Origin of the sequence: Planomonospora corallina (genome assembly GCF_042650625.1) — a bacterium.
In the GTDB taxonomy this organism is placed as follows: domain Bacteria; phylum Actinomycetota; class Actinomycetes; order Streptosporangiales; family Streptosporangiaceae; genus Planomonospora_B; species Planomonospora_B corallina.
In genome coordinates, this window is record NZ_JBHSBM010000031.1 from 10705 (window position 1) to 27510 (window position 16806).

12 protein-coding genes are annotated in these 16806 nt (G+C 75.0%); 9 read left to right on the top strand and 3 right to left on the bottom strand.

Annotation, left to right across the window (positions count from 1 at the left end; genetic code table 11):
• The 6 genes from ACFOWE_RS24925 to ACFOWE_RS24950 all read left to right on the top strand — a co-directional run.
• A partial coding sequence (locus tag ACFOWE_RS24925) for a non-ribosomal peptide synthetase (RefSeq protein WP_377291855.1) occupies positions 1-1739 on the top strand: 1739 nt, incomplete at its 5' end.
• Positions 1736-7261 carry a non-ribosomal peptide synthetase/MFS transporter gene (locus ACFOWE_RS24930; RefSeq protein ID WP_377291857.1) on the top strand — a complete coding sequence of 1842 codons (5526 nt, stop codon included), beginning with the start codon at positions 1736-1738 and terminating at the stop codon, positions 7259-7261. The genes ACFOWE_RS24925 and ACFOWE_RS24930, both read left to right, overlap by 4 nt.
• The gene (locus ACFOWE_RS24935) at positions 7258-8232 is read left to right on the top strand and encodes a TauD/TfdA family dioxygenase (RefSeq protein ID WP_377291859.1); all 975 of its coding nucleotides are present in this window, start codon (positions 7258-7260) and stop codon (positions 8230-8232) included. Before ACFOWE_RS24930 ends, ACFOWE_RS24935 begins: the two co-directional genes overlap by 4 nt.
• Positions 8233-8476: 244 nt before the next feature.
• Complete coding sequence (locus tag ACFOWE_RS24940) at positions 8477-9433, top strand: D-alanine--D-alanine ligase family protein (RefSeq protein ID WP_377291861.1); 957 nt, start codon at positions 8477-8479, stop codon at positions 9431-9433.
• Entirely contained in the window at positions 9430-10809 is a 1380-nt protein-coding gene (locus tag ACFOWE_RS24945; RefSeq protein WP_377291863.1) for a UDP-N-acetylmuramoyl-tripeptide--D-alanyl-D-alanine ligase, read from the top strand. The genes ACFOWE_RS24940 and ACFOWE_RS24945 overlap by 4 nt, the downstream gene beginning before the upstream one ends.
• Positions 10810-10881: 72 nt before the next feature.
• Entirely contained in the window at positions 10882-11574 is a 693-nt protein-coding gene (locus ACFOWE_RS24950) for an aspartate/glutamate racemase family protein (RefSeq protein WP_377291865.1), read from the top strand.
• A 17-nt stretch (positions 11575-11591) separates the two neighbouring features.
• On the opposite strand, the gene vanY-N is transcribed toward ACFOWE_RS24950, so the two are convergent.
• Positions 11592-12164, bottom strand: coding sequence for a D,D-peptidase/D,D-carboxypeptidase VanY-N (gene vanY-N, locus ACFOWE_RS24955; protein ID WP_377291867.1), 573 nt, complete (start codon positions 12162-12164; stop codon positions 11592-11594).
• A 192-nt stretch (positions 12165-12356) separates the two neighbouring features.
• On the opposite strand from vanY-N, the gene ACFOWE_RS24960 reads away from it, so the two are divergent.
• The 3 genes from ACFOWE_RS24960 to ACFOWE_RS24970 are packed head-to-tail and all read left to right on the top strand — an operon-like array spanning position 12357 to position 15005.
• Positions 12357-13031: a response regulator gene (locus ACFOWE_RS24960; protein ID WP_377291869.1), complete on the top strand. Its 675-nt coding sequence runs from the start codon at positions 12357-12359 to the stop codon at positions 13029-13031.
• 7 nt (positions 13032-13038) lie between these two features.
• Complete coding sequence (locus ACFOWE_RS24965) at positions 13039-14526, top strand: ATP-binding protein (protein WP_377291871.1); 1488 nt, start codon at positions 13039-13041, stop codon at positions 14524-14526.
• On the top strand, positions 14523-15005 hold the full coding sequence (locus tag ACFOWE_RS24970; RefSeq protein ID WP_377291873.1) for a hypothetical protein: 483 nt from the start codon (positions 14523-14525) through the stop codon (positions 15003-15005). Before ACFOWE_RS24965 ends, ACFOWE_RS24970 begins: the two co-directional genes overlap by 4 nt.
• Before the next feature lie 65 nt (positions 15006-15070).
• Here ACFOWE_RS24970 and ACFOWE_RS24975 read toward each other — a convergent pair whose 3' ends face one another.
• Complete coding sequence (locus tag ACFOWE_RS24975; protein ID WP_377291875.1) at positions 15071-15220, bottom strand: hypothetical protein; 150 nt, start codon at positions 15218-15220, stop codon at positions 15071-15073.
• A gap of 101 nt (positions 15221-15321) precedes the next feature.
• Positions 15322-16806 (bottom strand): phosphoenolpyruvate--protein phosphotransferase (gene ptsP, locus ACFOWE_RS24980; RefSeq protein WP_377291877.1); only part of this gene is annotated, 1485 nt, incomplete at its 5' end.

The window sequence follows — 16806 nt, forward strand, 5'->3', positions numbered from 1 at the left end:
CGGGCGCCGGCCCCGAGTCGCTGGTCGCGGTGTACGCCGAGCCGTGCCTGGAACTGCTCCCCGCCCTGCTGGGGGTGTGGAAGGCCGGAGCGGGCTACGTGCCGGTGGACCCGGCCTACCCGGCCGACCGGGTGAGGTACATGCTCGCGGACTCCGCCGCCGCGGCGGTGCTCACCCAGCGGCACCTGGCGGGCGCCCTGCCCGCCGGCGGCGCGACCGTGCTCACCGTCGACGACGCCACCGCCACCGCCACCGCCGATGCCACCGCCACCGCCATCGACGACGCCGTCGACGCCGCCGCCGATGCCGCAGGGGAGCGGGCCGGGCGGCCGGACGACGGCTCCCCGCACGCGGCCGGACCGGGGAACGTCGCGTACGTCATCTACACCTCGGGCTCGACCGGCGCCCCCAAGGGCGTCGTGGTCGAGCAGGGCTCGGTGGCCGCCTACCTGGCGTGGGCCGGCGCCGCCTACCCCGGCCTGGCCGGGCAGGCGCTGCTGCACTCCCCGATCTCGTTCGACCTGACCGTGACCGGCCTGTTCGGACCGCTGACCGTCGGGGGAGCGGTACGGCTCGCCGCCCTCGACGAGAGCGCCGCGGCCGGTGACCGGCCGGCGTTCCTCAAGGCCACCCCCAGCCACCTGACGCTGCTGGCGGCGCTGCCCGACCGGGTGGCCCCCGCCGTCGACCTGGTGCTGGGCGGTGAGGCGCTGCCCGCCGACGCGGTCACCGCCTGGCGGGAACGGCACCCGTCCGCCACCGTCGTCAACGAGTACGGCCCCACCGAGGCCACCGTCGGCTGCGTCATGGCCAGGGTGGCGCCGGGCGAGGAACTCCCGGTCGACCATTCGGGGTCGGTCGGGATCGGCCGGCCGGCTCCCGGCACCACCGCCTACGTGCTGGACGGCGGACTGCGGCCGGTGCCCGCCGGTGTCGTCGGCGAGCTCTACGTCGCCGGCCCCCAGGTGGCCCGCGGCTACCTGAACCGGCCGGGCGCCACCGCCGCCGCCTTCGTCCCGTGCCCCTACGGGCCTCCCGGCCGGCGGATGTACCGCACCGGCGACCTGGCGCGCCGGCGTGCCGACGGGAGCCTGGAGTTCGCCGGCCGCGCGGACGACCAGATCAAGCTCCACGGCCACCGCATCGAACCCGGCGAGATCGAGACGGCGCTGCGCGCGCTGCCCGGCGTCCGCGACGCCGCCGTCAGCGTGCGCGAGGACACCTCCGAGGGCAGGCGGCTCGTCGCCTACCTGGTCGGCGAGGCGGACGTCGCGGCGGTGGACGTCGCGGCGGTGGACGGCGCGCTCGCCGCCACCCTGCCGGCGCACCTGGTCCCGTCCGGCTACGTCGTGCTGGACGCCCTCCCCCTGACCGCCAACGGCAAGCTCGACCACGCCGCGCTCCCCGCCCCGGCGGCCCCGGAGCGCAGGTACACGGCGCCCCGCACCGCCGCGGAGGAGCTGGTGGCGGAGGTGTTCGCCGAGCTGCTGGGAGTGGAGAAGGTCGGCGCCGAGGACGACTTCTTCGAGCTCGGCGGCAACTCCCTGCTGGCGATCCGGGCCATCGCCAGGATCCGGGGCCAGATCGAGGTCGACGTCCCGGTCCGCGGGCTGTTCTCCCACACCACGGTCGCCGGCCTCGCGGCAGAGATCGAACGGCGGCTCACCGAGGACCTCGACGGGCTCAGCGACGAAGCCGTGGAGCGGCTGCTCGCCGCGGAAGGTGAGGGCCGGACATGACGACCACCCCGGAGACCACCCCGGAGACCGCTGCGGAGGCCACCGCGCGGCAGTCCCCGGCCGACGCCCGCCGGGCGCTGCTGGAGCGGCGGCTGCGCAGGCGCGCCGCCACCACCGTGCCGCTCCGCCCCGAGGGAACCGCCCCGCCCCTGTCCTACCAGCAGGAGCGGGTCTGGTTCATGGAGCAGTTCGCGCCGGGCACGAGCCAGTACAACATCCCGATCCCGATGCGCCTGGCCGGTGAGCTCGACCTCGAGCTGCTGGAAGCCGCGCTGCAGACGCTCCCGGTCCGGCACGAGGCGCTGCGCATGCGCTTCCCCGCCGACGCGGAGGGCCGGCCCGTCGTCCGCGTCGAGCCCTCCGCCGCGGTGCCGCTGCGCGTCGTGGCGGCGGACGACGAGGCCGCGGCGCAGGCGCTGATCGACGAGGCGGCCGGCGAGCCCTTCGACCTGGCGGAAGGCCCGCTGCTGCGCGCCCTGCTGGTCAGGCTGGCCGGCGACGACCACCGCCTGCTGGTCACGACCCACCACATCGTCGGCGACGGATGGTCGGTGGACCTGCTGCTGCGCGACCTCGCCGCGGCCTACCACGCGCGGCGCACCGGTACGCAGGACGGGCTCCCCGGCCTGCCGATCTCCTACGGCGACTTCGCGCACTGGCAGCGGCGGACCCAGACCGGTGCCGAACTGGACCGGCAGCTGGAGTTCTGGAGCGACCGGCTCGCCGGAGTGCCGGCCCTGGAGCTGCCCGCCGACCGGCCGCGGCCCGCCACCCAGGTCTTCGACGGCGACCGGTACGTCGTCGAGGTCGACGCCGAGCTCACCGGCGCGGTCAACCGGTTCTCCAGGGAGCGCGGCGCGACGCTGTTCATGACGCTGCTCGCGGCCTACCAGGTGCTGCTGGCGAGGCACTCCGGCCAGGACGACTTCGCGGTCGGGTCCTCCTCGGCCGGCCGGTCGCTGGCGGAGCTGGAGAACGTGGTCGGCATGTTCGTCAACATGCTCCCGATGCGCGCCCGGCTCGGTGACGACCCCACCTTCGAGGAACTGCTCGACCGGACCCGGGTCGGCGTGCTCGACGCCTTCGACCACGCGGAGGTCCCGTTCGAGCAGCTGGTCAACGCGCTCGGCGTGCCCCGCGACGTCAGCCGGTCACCGGTGTTCCAGGCGATGTTCGCGCTGCAGAACTACCGGATGGGCAGGCTCGACGAGGCCGGCGGCTCCGACCTGCGCATCACGTGGCTGCCGATGGACCTGCGCGCCACCCGCTTCGACCTCGAACTGCACGTCATCGAGGTGGGGGACGGGCTGATCGTCAAGTTCGTCTACAACACGGCGCTGTTCGACGAGCGGACCGTGGCGAGGATGGCGGCCCGGTTCGTCACCCTCCTGCGGTCGATCGTCGCCGCCCCCGCCACCCGGGTGTCGGAACTGCCGATCCTGGACGACGGCGAGCGGGCGCTGCTGGTGGACGTGTGGAACGACACCCGCGCCGAGCCGGACGAGCGGGCGACGCTGCACGGCCTGGTCGAGGAGCAGGCCGCCCGCACGCCCGGCGCGATCGCGGTGACGTTCGAGGGCCGCCACCTCACCTACGCCGAGCTGGACGAGCGGGCGAACCGGGTGGCGCACCGGCTGCGCGGGCTGGGAGCGGGACCCGAGACCCTGGTCGGCGTCTACGCCGAGCGGTCGGCCGAGCTGGTGGTGGCGCTGCTGGGCGTGCTCAAGGCGGGGGCGGCGTACCTGCCGCTCGACCCGGACTACCCGGCCGACCGGCTGGCGTTCATGATCGAAGACGCCGGCGCCCCGGTCGTGCTGACCCAGGGGCGGCTGCGGGAGACGGTCCCGGCCACCGGGGCGACCGTCCTGGACCTCGACGACCCCGGCGAGTGGGCGGACCGGCCCGCCGGCGATCCCCGGTCGCCGGTCACCTCCGCCAACGCCGCCTACGTCATCTACACCTCCGGGTCCACCGGCCGGCCCAAGGGCGTGCCCAACACCCACCGCGGCATCGTGAACCGGCTGCAGTGGATGCAGCGGACCTACCGGCTGGGCGGCGACGACGTCGTGCTGCAGAAGACCCCCGCCGGGTTCGACGTGTCGGTGTGGGAGTTCTTCTGGCCGCTGCTCGCCGGGGCCCGGCTGGTGCTCGCCGAACCCGGCGGCCACAAGGACGCGGCGTACCTGCGCGAGCTGCTGATCAGCGAGAACGTGACCACCGCGCACTTCGTCCCCTCGATGCTGGCGGTGTTCCTCGCCGACGACGAGAAGGCCGCGGGAGACTGCACGGCGCTGCGCCGGGTGATCTGCAGCGGGGAGGAGCTCCCCGTGGCCACCGCGGCCGCGTTCACGGCCGCGCTGCCGGACTGCGAGCTGCACAACCTGTACGGCCCCACCGAGGCCGCCATCGACGTCACCTCGTGGCACTGCCGTCCCGAGGCCGTGGCCGAGGCGGTGACCCTGCCGATCGGCGCCCCGATCGCGAACATCCGGCTCTACGTCCTCGACCGGCACGGGCAACCGGCCCCGATCGGGGTCCCCGGTGAGCTGCACATCGGGGGAGTGGGAGTGGCCAGGGGGTACCACCGCCGCCCGGCGCTCACCGCCGAGCGGTTCGTCCCCGACCCGTTCGGCGCCGACCCGGGCGCCCGGCTGTACCGCACCGGCGACCTGGCGCGCCGGCGCCACGACGGCGACCTGGAGTTCCTCGGCCGCATCGACCACCAGGTGAAGCTGCGCGGCCTGCGCATCGAGCTCGGGGAGATCGAGTCGGCGCTGCGGGACCGGGAGGACGTCGCCGAGGCCGTCGTGGTGGTCCGCGAGGACAGCCCGGGGGACAAGCGGCTGGTCGCCTACCTGACGGCCTCGGGCGGGACGGGCGTCGACGTCGCCGAGCTGAGGGCCGAGCTGAAACGGCGCCTGCCCGACTACATGGTGCCGACGGCGTTCGTCACCCTGGACGCGCTCCCGCTGTCGCCCAACGGCAAGCTGGACCGCGGGGCGCTGCCGGCCCCGCAGGCGACGCGGGACGCCACCGCCGAACTGGTCGAGCCGGAGACCGCCACGGAACGCATGCTGGCCGGGATCTGGACCGAGGTCCTCGGCGTGGAACGGCTCGGCGTCCACGACGACTTCTTCGACTCCGGCGGCCACTCCCTGCTCGCCACCCAGGTGGTGGCCAGGATCCGCAGGGCGTCCGACGGCTCGGGACGGCCGGTCGGCGTGATGGACCTGTTCCAGAACCGCACCGTCCGCGAACTGGCCGCCTTCATCGACGCCGGAGCCGAGGCGGCCACCGGCCCGCAGCCGCTGCTGTACGAGCTGACCCCGAAGGGCGCCGCACGCACCCTGTCGTACGTCTGCGTGCCGTACGGCGGCGGCAGCGCGATCGTCTACCAGCCGCTCGCCGACGCCCTCCCCGCCGGGCACGCGCTGTTCTCGGTGGCCATCCCCGGCCACGACGTGGGCCTGACCGAGGAGTCGCTGCCCTTCCACGAGCTGGTGGACCGGATCGCGGCGGAGATCCTGGAGCGGGTGGAGGGCCCGCTGGTCCTGTACGGGCACTGCGGGGTCGGCAGCGCCATCGCGGTCGGCGCGGCACGGAAGCTGGCCGAGGCGGGCCGGGACGTGGAAGCGGTCTACATCGGGGCGATGTTCCCGTTCGCGCGGTTCAAGGGCGTCGTCGGCGCGCTGCGCACCCGGCTGGAGAAGCTGCGCAGCAACCGCCAGTACGCCAACTGGCTGAAGGGCATGGGCGTCGACACCGACGAGCTCGACCCGGAGCAGGCCGACCGGATCATCGGCAACATGCGGGCCGACTCCCGGGCCGCCGAGGAGTACTTCACCGAGCTGCTCGACCAGCGCCCGGAACCGCTGCGGGCCCCGATCATCTCGGTGGTGGGCTCGGAGGACCCGGTCACCGACTACCACGCCGAGCGGTACCGGGAATGGGAGTTCCTCACCGGCACCACGGGCCTGGTCGTGCTCGACCAGGCGGGGCACTTCTTCCTGAAGCATCGTGCGGACGAACTGGCCGAGATCGTCACGGGTGTGCACCCGGCGATGGCCCGCCGGCACGCCGACCGGTACGGCCCGGCCGAGCGCGGTCCCGACGCCCCGTGGGCGCTGCACGACACGCACTACCCGGACGGACCCGGCGAGGCCGCCGGGGCGCCCGCGGTGCAGCCGAGCAACTCCCGGTTCCTCGGTGTCGCCCTCGGGCAGCTGGTGTCGGCGACCGGGTCGGCGCTGACCAACTTCGCCGTCCCGGTGTGGTTGTTCGACCGGACGGGATCGGTGGCCGACCTCGGCCTGCTGTGGGCGCTGACGCTGATCTGCGGGGTGGCGGTGCTGCCCTTCGCCGGCCCGCTCATCGACCGGTTCGACCGGCGGCGCGTCATGGCCGCCGCCAGCGGCGCCGCGGGGGTGCTCCAGCTCTGCCTCGCCCTGCTGCTCTGGGCCGACCGGCTGGACCTGTGGACGATCTACGTGCTGCTGCCGCTCAGCTCGATGGCCGGGACCTTCCAGCGGCTGGCGTTCCAGACCGCGGTCCCGCAGCTGGTGCCCAAGCGCTACCTCGGGCACGCGGTGGGCCTCACCCAGCTCACCAACAGCTTCGCGATGCTGTTCGCCCCCCTGATGGGCGCCGGGCTGTACGTCGTGATCGGCCTGCACGGCATCCTGGTCGTCGATGTGGCGAGCTACCTGTTCGCCGTCACGGTGCTGCTGGTCGTGCGTTTCCCCGACACGCTCGGCTTCCGCCGCAAGGAACCGCTGGGCACCTCGATCGCGGAGGGACTGCGCTTCTCCTGGAACCTCCGCGGTTTCCGGTACATGGTCGTCTACTTCGCCGTCGCCAACGTCTTCCTCGGCCCGGCCCTGGTGCTGACCGTCCCGCTGACCCTCTCCTTCGGCACCGTCGACCAGGTCGCCCAGGTGGCGGTGGCCGAGGCGCTGGGCGCGGTGGCGGGCGGGATCGTGATGGCGCTCTGGGGCGGCCCGAGGAGGCGCCGGATGGTCGGCGTGTTCCTGGGCAACCTGGGAATGGCCGCCGGCTGCCTGGTGATGGGCCTGCGGCCGTCCCTGGTCGTGGTCGCCGCCGGCGTCTTCTGCCTGGCGATGGCGATGGTCATCTCCCAGGGCACCTACGTGACGCTGGTCCAGGTCAAGGTGCCGCAGCGGTTCCACGGGCGGGTGCTCGCGCTCAACCAGGCCATCTCCTGGTCCACCCTGCCGCTCGGGTTCGCGGTGCTGGCGCCCCTGGCCACCGCCCTGTTCGACCCCATGCTGCGGCCGGGCGGCGTGCTCGCCGGCTCGGTCGGCGCGGTCATCGGCACCGGGGACGGGCGGGGCGTCGGCCTCACCTACATCGTCTTCGCGCTGATGATGGCCGCCGTCACCGTCTGCGCGTCGGCCGTCCCGCTGCTGCGCCGTTTCGACACCGAGGTGCCCGACTCGCTCCCCGACGACCTGATCGGCATGCAGGAGCGGCAACGCCGCCTGAAAGGAAGCAACGCATCATGACGGATGTCATCCCCGCGGACCCGGCCCGGCTCGGGCCGGTGACCGGCCACCTGGACGGCAACGGGCACACCACCATCGCGGTGTACGGCCTCGGGCCCGACATGACCGACCACCTCGACTGGGTGACGACCCACCGCGACGGGCTGCGGGCGGCCCTCGCCACGCACGGCGCGGTGCTGCTCCGCGACCTGCCGCCCGACCTCGACCTGTTCGACCGGATCGTCCGGGCCGTCGGCGGTGACCCGCTGCGCTACACCGAGCGCTCCACCCCGCGCACGTCCGTGACCGAGTCCATCTACACCTCCACCGAGTACCCGGCCGACCAGCCGCTGCCGATGCACAACGAGAACTCCTACTCGGACACCTGGCCGGGCCACCTGTTCTTCTACTGCGACACGGCCGCGGCCACCGGCGGGGCCACCCCGATCGCGGACAGCAGGGCGGTGCTCCGCCTGATCCCCGAACAGGTGCGCAGGAGGTTCGCGGGAGGCGTCGTGTACGCCAGGGCCTTCCGGGAAGGACTGGGCCTGTCCTGGCAGGAGGCGTTCCAGACCGACGACCCCGCGGCGGTGGAGGAGTACTGCGCGCGGCACGGGCAGACCTTCGAGTGGACCGACGACGGCCTGCGCACCAGGCACCACCGGCCCTCCTCCCAGACCGAGCCGCTCACGGGGGAGCAGGTCTGGTTCAACCAGGCGAACCTGTTCCACGTCACCAGCCTGGACGAGGAGGTCCGGGAGGCGCTGCTGTCGCTGTACGACGAGGCGGACCTGCCGCGGAACGCCTATCTGGGCGACGGCACCCCGATCGACCCGGCCGACCTCGCCGCGATCAAGACCGCCTACGACGAGGCGTCCTTCGCGTTCCCGTGGCGCCGCGGCGATGTGATGATCATCAACAACATGTTGTGCGCGCACGGCAGGGAGCCGTTCACCGGCCCCCGCCGGATCCTGGTCGCCATGACCGCCTGACCGGCCGGCGACCGGAGGCGGCGGGCCCGGCCGCGGGGGAGGGCGTCGCGATCCCCCCGGGCCGGCGCGCCCGGCCCGGGCGGCCGTGACACGACCATGACACGGCGGCCCGCGCGACCGTGACACGACCATGACACGGCGCTGACGGGGCGGGGACACGGACGGCCGACAGTGGACGGGTCCGGCCGCACCCCCGGTGGCGGGGGCCGGCCGCCCCCGTGCCGCTGAGGAAGGCTGATCGATCGTGAGCGAACGCGTACGCGTGGCCGTGCTGGCGGGCGGGCCGTCCGCCGAGCACGAGGTGTCGCTGCAGTCGGCGCAGGCCGTGCTCGACGCCCTGCCGAGGGATCTGTACGAGCCCGTCGCCGTCGTCATCGACCGGCGGGGCAGGTGGCCGGTGGAGCTGCGGCGCGGTCTGGCGGACGTGGTCTTCCCCGTGCTGCACGGGCCGTTCGGCGAGGACGGCGTCGTCCAGGGGCACCTGGAGACGCTGGGCATCCCGTACGTGGGCTGCGGCGTCCTGGCGTCGGCCGTGGCCATGAACAAGGTCGCGATGCGGCGCGCGTTCCTGGCGGAGGACATCCCGGTCACCCCGCACGTGTGGTTCACCGGGCACGAATGGCGCACCACCACCGACCACCGGGACCTGGTGAAGCCGCTCGGCTGGCCGATGTACGTCAAACCGGCCTGCCTGGGCTCCTCCATCGGCGTCTCACGCGTCACCTCCGTGGAGGAGCTGCGCGCGGGCGTGGAGCTGGCGCTGGCCCACGACCGGACGGTCGTCGTCGAGCAGGGCGTGACCGCGCGCGAGATCGTCTGCGGCGTGCTCGGCGGCCACGACACGCCGGAGGCCTCGGTGCCCGGCGAGCTCATCGTGCCCGGCGACTGGCTCGACTACGAGGCCAAGTACCTCAGCCGGGCCGAGATCGCCGCCATCCCCGCCGCGCTGCCGGAACGGGTGGCCGAGGACGTGCGCGAGCTGGCCCTGCGCGCCTTCCGGGCGATCGACGGCTACGGCCTGGCCCGTGCCGACTTCCTCTACGAGGAGGAGACGGGACGCCTGTACGCGCTGGAGATCAACACGATGCCCGGGTTCACCTCCCGTTCCGTCTACGCCCGGGCCTGGGCCGCCAGCGGGGTCCCGTACCCGGACCTGCTGCGCCGCCTCATCGACCTCGCCCTCGCCCGGAGCGGCTCGTGATCCCCATGACGCTGAACGAGATCGCGCGGGCCGTCGGCGCGAGCATGCACGACGTGCACGACCCGGAGGCGCCGGTGACGGCGCCCCCGGCGGCGGACTCCCGCGAGGTGGTGCCCGGCGGCCTGTTCGCCGCGACGGCCGGCGCCCGCGCCGACGGCCACGACCACGCGGCCGGCGCCGTCGCGGGCGGCGCCGTCGCCGTGCTGGCCTCGAGGCCCGTCGGCGTGCCCGCCCTCGTGGTCGAGGACGTCCGGCTCGCGCTCGGCCGGCTGGCCGGGCACCTGCTCGCACGCATCCGCCCGACCGTGATCGGCCTGACCGGCTCCGTGGGCAAGACCACGACCAAGGACCTGCTGGCCCAGGTGCTCGAACGGCACGCCGCGACGGTCGCCACCGACAGGTCGTTCAACAACGAGCTCGGGCTGCCGCTCACCGTGCTGCGCGCCGACGCCGCCACCCGGTACCTGGTGCTGGAGATGGGGGCGGGCCGGAAGGGCGACCTGACCTATCTGACCGGGATCGCGCCGCCCCGGGTCGGGCTGGTGCTCAACGTCGGCACCGCACACGTGGCGCGCATGGGGACCGGTCCGGCCGACGTGGCCGAGGCCAAGGGCGAGCTGGTCGAGGCGCTCCCGCCGGACGGGTTCGCCCTGCTCAACGCCGACGACCCGTACGTCGCGGGCATGGCCGGCCGCACTAGGGCCCGGATCCTGCTGTACGGCAGGTCGCCGCGGGCGCAGGTGCGGGCCGAGGCGGTGCGGATGGACGACCGGGCGCGAACGGCGTTCGAGCTGGTGACGCCCTCCGGCCGCGCCCCGGTCAGGCTCGGCCTCATAGGCGAGCACCAGGTGGGCAACGCCCTGGCCGCGGCCGCCGCCGCCACCGCGCTCGGGCTGGGCGCCGCCGAGATCGCCGAGGGGCTGAACGCCGCGCGGCGGCGCTCCGCGGGCCGGCTGGAGATCGTGGAACGGCCCGACGGCGTCACCGTCGTCGACGACGCCTACAACGCCAGCCCCGAATCCGTGCGGGCCGGGCTGCGGGCGGTGAAGGCCCTGGCCGGCCCGCGCCGTACCGTCGCCGTGCTCGGCGCGATGGGGCAGCAGGGGGACGCCTCCCGCGCCCGGCACACGGAGGTGGGCCGGCTCGTCGCAGACCTCCGCTTCGACGTGCTGATCACGGTCGGAGCGGGGGACGCGCTCGCGATGGCGGAGGCGGCGCGCTCCTCGGACCGGGGCGTGGCCGTCCACGCCGCCGAGGACGTGGCCGGGGCCCTCGGGCTGGCCACCGCGCTCGTCGGACCGGGAGACGTGGTGTTCGTCAAGGCGTCCAGCGAGGTCGGGCTCGGCGCCTGCGCCCGGGCGCTGGCCGGCGCCTGACGGCCGGCGCGTCGCCTTCACCATGACCGGCGCCGACCAGGCCGCCGGCACAGGCCAGCGAAACGGAGTTCCATGCGCGCCATCGGTCTCATCGGCGGGTTGAGCTGGGAATCGACGGTGATCTACTACCAGGTCATCAACCAGCGGGTACGTGAACGGCTCGGCGGCAGCCACTCCGCCGACAGCCTCATCTGGTCGGTCGACTACGCGACCGTCGAGGACCTCGTCTTCGCCGACCGCTGGGACGAGGTGAGCACGCTGCTGGCCGATGCCGGCAGGAGACTGCAGGACCTCGGCGCCGGGGTCCTGCTCGTCTGCAGCAACACCTTCAGCCGGGTGAGCGACGACGTGGCGCGGGCCGTGAACGTGCCCGTGCTGCACATCGCCGACGCCGTGGGCGCGGAGGTCCGCGCCCGGGGGATGCGCCGGGTCGGCCTGCTCGGCACCCGCTTCACCATGGAGCAGCCCTTCTACCGGGACCGGCTGGCCGCCCACGGCCTCGACGTGGTGGTCCCGCGGCGCGAGCAGCGGGAACTGGTCCACCGCGTGATCTTCGAGGAGCTGGTGCGCGGGGTGCTCCGGGAATCGTCCAGGGACGCGTACGCCCGGATCATCGCCGAGCTCGCGGCCGACGGGGCCGAGGGCGTCGTCCTCGGCTGCACGGAGATCGAGCTCCTGGTCACCGAGAAGGACACCGCCGTCCCGCTGCTGCCGAGCGCCCGGCTGCACGCGGAGGCGGCGGCCGGCTTCGCGCTGGCCGGCTGACGCGCCCCCGGCCCGCACTACGTCTGCTCCCCGCTGCCGATGAGGTGGCCCGCGCCGGGGTGGGGCCGTCGCCGCGGCGGCGTGCCGCCGCTCTCCGGGCGGTACTCGAAGTGCCACCACTCGTTGTCGTACATGCGGTAGAGGTCGTGGCGGGCGCCGTGCTCCTCGAGCCAGCGCGCGCCCTCGTGCGGGCGCACGTCCAGCGCGATGCCCCTGACGTGAGGGGACTCCGCCGGGGGCAGCACGAGCATCCGCGCCGCGGCCGGGGAGCCGGCGCGGCGCACCTCCTCGTCGAACATCCGCTGCTGGACGACGGGATCGCGGTACCCCGAGGTGAGGCCGATGAGCCGGCCGTGCCGCCAGAGCGCCTCGGTGCGCGCCGCGGTGAACGCCGCCAGGGTCCCGTCGGTGAGCCCGGTGAGGTCCTCGGCGGGGAACCGCATCCGCAACGCCCAGCGGCAGGCCAGCTCGCGGGCGCGGCCGGGCCGGCGGACGGACGCCACGGGCAGCAGCAGCACGGCGAGCACCAGTGTGACCGCGGTGTACAGCCGGTCTCGAGGCCGCGGCGGGAGGATGTGTGATTCGCTCATGACGAATTACGATTGACGCCCGATGTGCACGCCTTGTCCGCCGCATATCACCGTTCGTCGACGGCGGCCACCGCCGGCGCGACCGTGACACGACCATGACACGGCGCGGACGGGACGGGGACACGGCCGGCCGACAGTGGACGGGTACGACCCGGCGGGCGAGTTACGGAGCGTGGTGTGAGACCCGGAGGCGTGTCGCGAGTGCTGCTGATCGAGGACGACCCGGCCGTGCGGGAGGGCCTCGAGCTGGCCCTGACCCGGCACGGGCACCGGGTGCGCGCCGTGGAGTCCGGCGAGCAGGGGCTGGACCGGCTGCGTGCGGACCCTCCCGACGTCGTCGTGCTCGATCTGATGCTGCCCGGCATCGACGGGTTCGAGGTCTGCCGCCGCATCCGGGCCGCCGGCGAGGTGCCGATCATCATGCTGACCGCGCGCGGCGACGACATGGACGTGGTGGCCGGGCTGGAGGCGGGCGCCGACGACTACGTGGTCAAGCCGGTGCAGCCCAGGGTGCTCGAGGCGCGCATCCGCGCGGTGCTCCGGCGGATCGGCCGGGACCAGGCGGAGCTGGAGCGGCACGGGGACCTGACCATCGACCGGGCCGCCCTGGTGGTCGCCAACCGCGGCGTGCCGGTCAGCCTCGCCCCGACCGAGCTGCGCCTGCTGCTCGAGCTCTCCGGCACGCCGGGCCGGGTGCACAGCCGCCAGCAGCTGCTGGAGTCGGTGTGGGAGCACGGGTACTTCGGCGACTCGCGGCTGGTGGACGCGTGCGTGCAGCGGTTGCGCGCGAAGATCGAGGACGACTCGGCGGCGCCCGTCTACGTGCAGACGGTGCGCGGGTTCGGGTACCGGTTCGGGCCGGTGTGAGCCGCCGATGGCACCGTGGCCGAGCCCGGGGCTGCGCGCCCGGCTGCTGTTCGCGTTCGCGCTGCTGTGCGTGGTCACCGCGGCGGCGGTGGGCGGCGGGATCTACGTCCAGGCCCGCAACGACATCCTGCAGCGGACCCAGGACGCCGCGGTGCAGGCGATGGCCGGCCGCCTGCAGGCGCTCTTCCCGCTGCGGAACCCGGCACCGGGCCCGGCCGAGCTCGGCGAGATCGCCGGCGCCGTGACCGACGGGAACGTCTTCGCGGTCGCCGTCCACCGCGGGACGCACGCGTCGGCCGGCGCGCCGCCGCCCCCGTCGCCGCCGGGGCACCGGAGCCCGGGCGGGAACGTGCCGGTCCTGGACCTCGGGGCGATACCGCCGGAGCTGCGGCGGGCGGTGGCCGGCGGCGACATCGCGTGGCAACGCGTGGTGTGGGGGGACGCCCCCTTCCTGGTCATCGGCACCCCGCTGCTGATCACCGGGCGGGACCGGACGGCGCGCCCGTCCGGCATCGAGGTCTACGCCGTGCGCAGCCTCCTTCCCGAGCAGCACAGCATCGACGAGCTCGCCGCGTCCGCCTGGCTCACCGGCGGGGCGGCCCTGGCGTTCGCGGTCGCCCTGGCGCTGCTGGCCACCCGCGGCGTGCTGCGCCCGGTGCGCGAGCTCGGCCGGGCGGCACGCCTGCTGGGCGAGGGCGAGCTGCGCACCAGGATCGCGGTCCGTGGTTCCGACGAGCTGGCCGAGGTGGCACGCACGTTCAACACCACCGCCGCGGAGCTGGAACGGCACGTCGAGCAGTTGCGCGGGATGGAGGCCGACGCCCGCCGGTTCGTGGCCGACGTCTCCCACGAGCTGCGCACCCCGCTGGCCGCGCTCGCCGCGGTCGCCGACGTCCTCGACGAGGAGGCGGCCCGGCTGCCCGAGCCCGCCGGCAGGGCCGCCAGGCTCGTCAGCCAGGAGACGCTCAACCTCACCGCCCTGGTGAACGACCTCATCGAGATCAGCAGGTTCGACTCCGGCGTCGCGGCCCTCGCGCCGAACGAGGTCGACGTGGCCGAGCTGGTGCGGGCGACCCTGCGGGCCCGGGGCTGGTCGGAGCGGGTGCGGACCGAGCTCCCGGCCGCGGTGACGGCGCGGCTGGACCCGCGCCGGGTGGACGTCGTCCTCGCGAACCTGGTCGGCAACGCCCTGCGGCACGGCGAGCCACCGGTGTCGGTACGGCTCTCCGCCGACCCGCACCGGATCACCCTGGAGGTCCGCGACCACGGACCGGGGCTGGACGAAGCGGTGCTGCCGCACGTGTTCGACCGGTTCTACAAGGCCAGCGCGGCCAGGGCCAGGTCCGAGGGCAGCGGCCTCGGCCTCGCCATCGCGAGGGAGAACGCGCGCCTGCACCGGGGCGAGCTCACCGTCGCCAACGCCCCGGACGGCGGCGCCGTCTTCACACTGCGCCTGCCGCGCCGGGCGCACGAGCCGGACGGAGACCCCGAGTGAGGACCGGACCCGCCCGCCGCCTGCTCGCCGCGGGCCTCGTGTCGCTCGTCACCGCGACCGGCTGCGGCGTGCGGCCCAGCGACGCCATCCCCGCCGGCGACCCGCCGAGCGGACCCGTCGCACCGGCCGCCACGGTCACCCTCTACCTGGTGGAGGACGGCCGGCTCGACGCGGTGACGCGGCCCGGCGGTCCGCTGTCCCGGGCGGACACGCTCACGCTGCTGGCGGCCGGACCCACCGCGAGGGAGCAGGCGCACGGGCTCACCACCGAGGTCCCGCCCGAAGCCGGCCCGTTCTCGGTGACCGCCGGACCGGCGGGCCACCTGGTGGTGACCCTGTCCACTCCGGTCGGCGAGCTGTCCGCACTGGCCGTCGAGCAGATCGTGTGCACGGCCGCCGCCACGGCGCCGGAGAACCCCGCCCGGGTCACCGTCGTCGGCGCCGGGCGGAGCGTCGGCCCCCGGGACTGCCCGGGGTAGCCGGGGCGCCCCGCCCTCCGTCCCGGACGGGCCGCCGTCCTGGAAGGACCTGCGGCCGCGGGGGATCAGGCGGCCCTGCCACGGGCGATGTAGACGTTCATGCCGGTGAAGTCGAGGGTGACGTTGTAGGGCTTGTAGAAGCTGTGGGAGATGTCGGCCAGCACGGCGGCGCCCCGCAGCAGCGAACGCCGGTCCCAATCCCTGTCATCAGCCACGCCCGCTCCTTCTCGTGATCGCCTTCGGGACCACCGCACGCTCCGTGATCCGCCCGGCCGGCGGGACCGGCCCGCGCCCGGGTCCCGCGGTCCGGGAGCGGTCACCCTGCCCGCAGGGCGGCGGACCGGGCCGGCGCCGGCCCGGCGGCGGCGAGGGCGAGCCGGGCGGTGTTCCGGCACTGCTCCAGGGTGCGGCCCGCCAGCGCCTCCCGGACCGGTGCCAGGCCCGGCGCGGACATGGACAGGCCGGTGACGCCGAGCCCGGCCAGCACGGTGGCCAGCAGCGGGTCGGCCGCGGCCTCCCCGCACACCCCGACGGGCTTGCCCGCAGCCTGCCCGGCCCGCGCGCACGCGGCGACCAGGGCGAGCAGCGCGGGCTGCCAGGGGTCGAGCAGGTCGGCGAGCTCCCCGTGCTGCCGGTCGGCGGCGAAGGCGTACTGGCTGAGGTCGTTGGTGCCGACGCTGAGGAAGTCCAGCCGCTCCAGCAGCCGGTCCGCCAGGAGCGCCGCGGCCGGGACCTCGACCATCGCGCCGACCCGGGTGATGCCGCGCTCCCGAGCCCGCGCGGCGAAGTCGTCCGCCTCGGCGACGGTGGACACCATCGGCGCCATCACCCACGGCTCGGCGCCGCTCGCGCGGGCGGCCTCGGCGATCGCGTCGAGCTGCGTGTCGAGCACCCCGGGCCGGACGCGCGCCACGCGCAGCCCCCGCACGCCCAGCGCGGGATTGGGCTCCGGCCGCGCGCCGAGGAACGGCAGCGGCTTGTCCGAGCCCGCGTCGAGCGTGCGGACGACGACCTTCCCGCCGGGGAAGGCTCGGAAGACGGCCTCGTAGGCGGCGACCTGCTCGTCGAAGCCCGGCTCCCGCCGCCGGTCGAGGAAGAGGAACTCGGTGCGGAAGAGCCCGACCCCCTCGGAGTCCACGCCGGGGCGCAGGTCGGCGGCGGAGCCGATGTTGAGCAGCAGCTCCACCGGGTGCCCGTCGGCGGTCCGGCCGGGGCCGGCGCTCGCGGCCAGGCGGCGGCGCTCGGCGGCGGACCGCGCCCGGACCGCGGCGGCCTCCTCCTCGCCGATGCCGGTGCGGACCTCCCCGGTGCTCCCGTCGACCACGACCGGGGTCCCGTCGGCGATGCCGGTGACGCCCGGGCAGCGGACCACGGCGGGCAGCCCCAGAGCGCGGGCGAGGATCGCGGTGTGGCTGGTCGGCCCGCCCTCCTCGGTGACCAGGGCGAGCACGGTGCCGGGGTCGAGCCCCGCGGTGTCGGCGGGGGAGAGGTCGGCGGCGACGAGGACGAACGGGTGGCCGGGGTCGGGGATCCCGGGCACCGGAAGGCCCAGCACCGCGGCGACGGCCCGGTTGCGGATGTCGTCGAGGTCGGCGGCGCGCTCGGCGAACAGGCCGCCCGCGGCCAGCAGCGCCTCCCGGTGCCGGGCGCAGGCGGCGTCGATCGCGTGGGCGGCGTCCATGCCGGCCGCGGTGTTCTCCTCCACCGACTCGTGCAGGCCCGGGTCGGCGGCGATGAACGACTGCGCCTCGAGGATGGCGCGCGCGGCCGGCCCGGCCGCGGCGGCGCGCGCCTCCAGTTC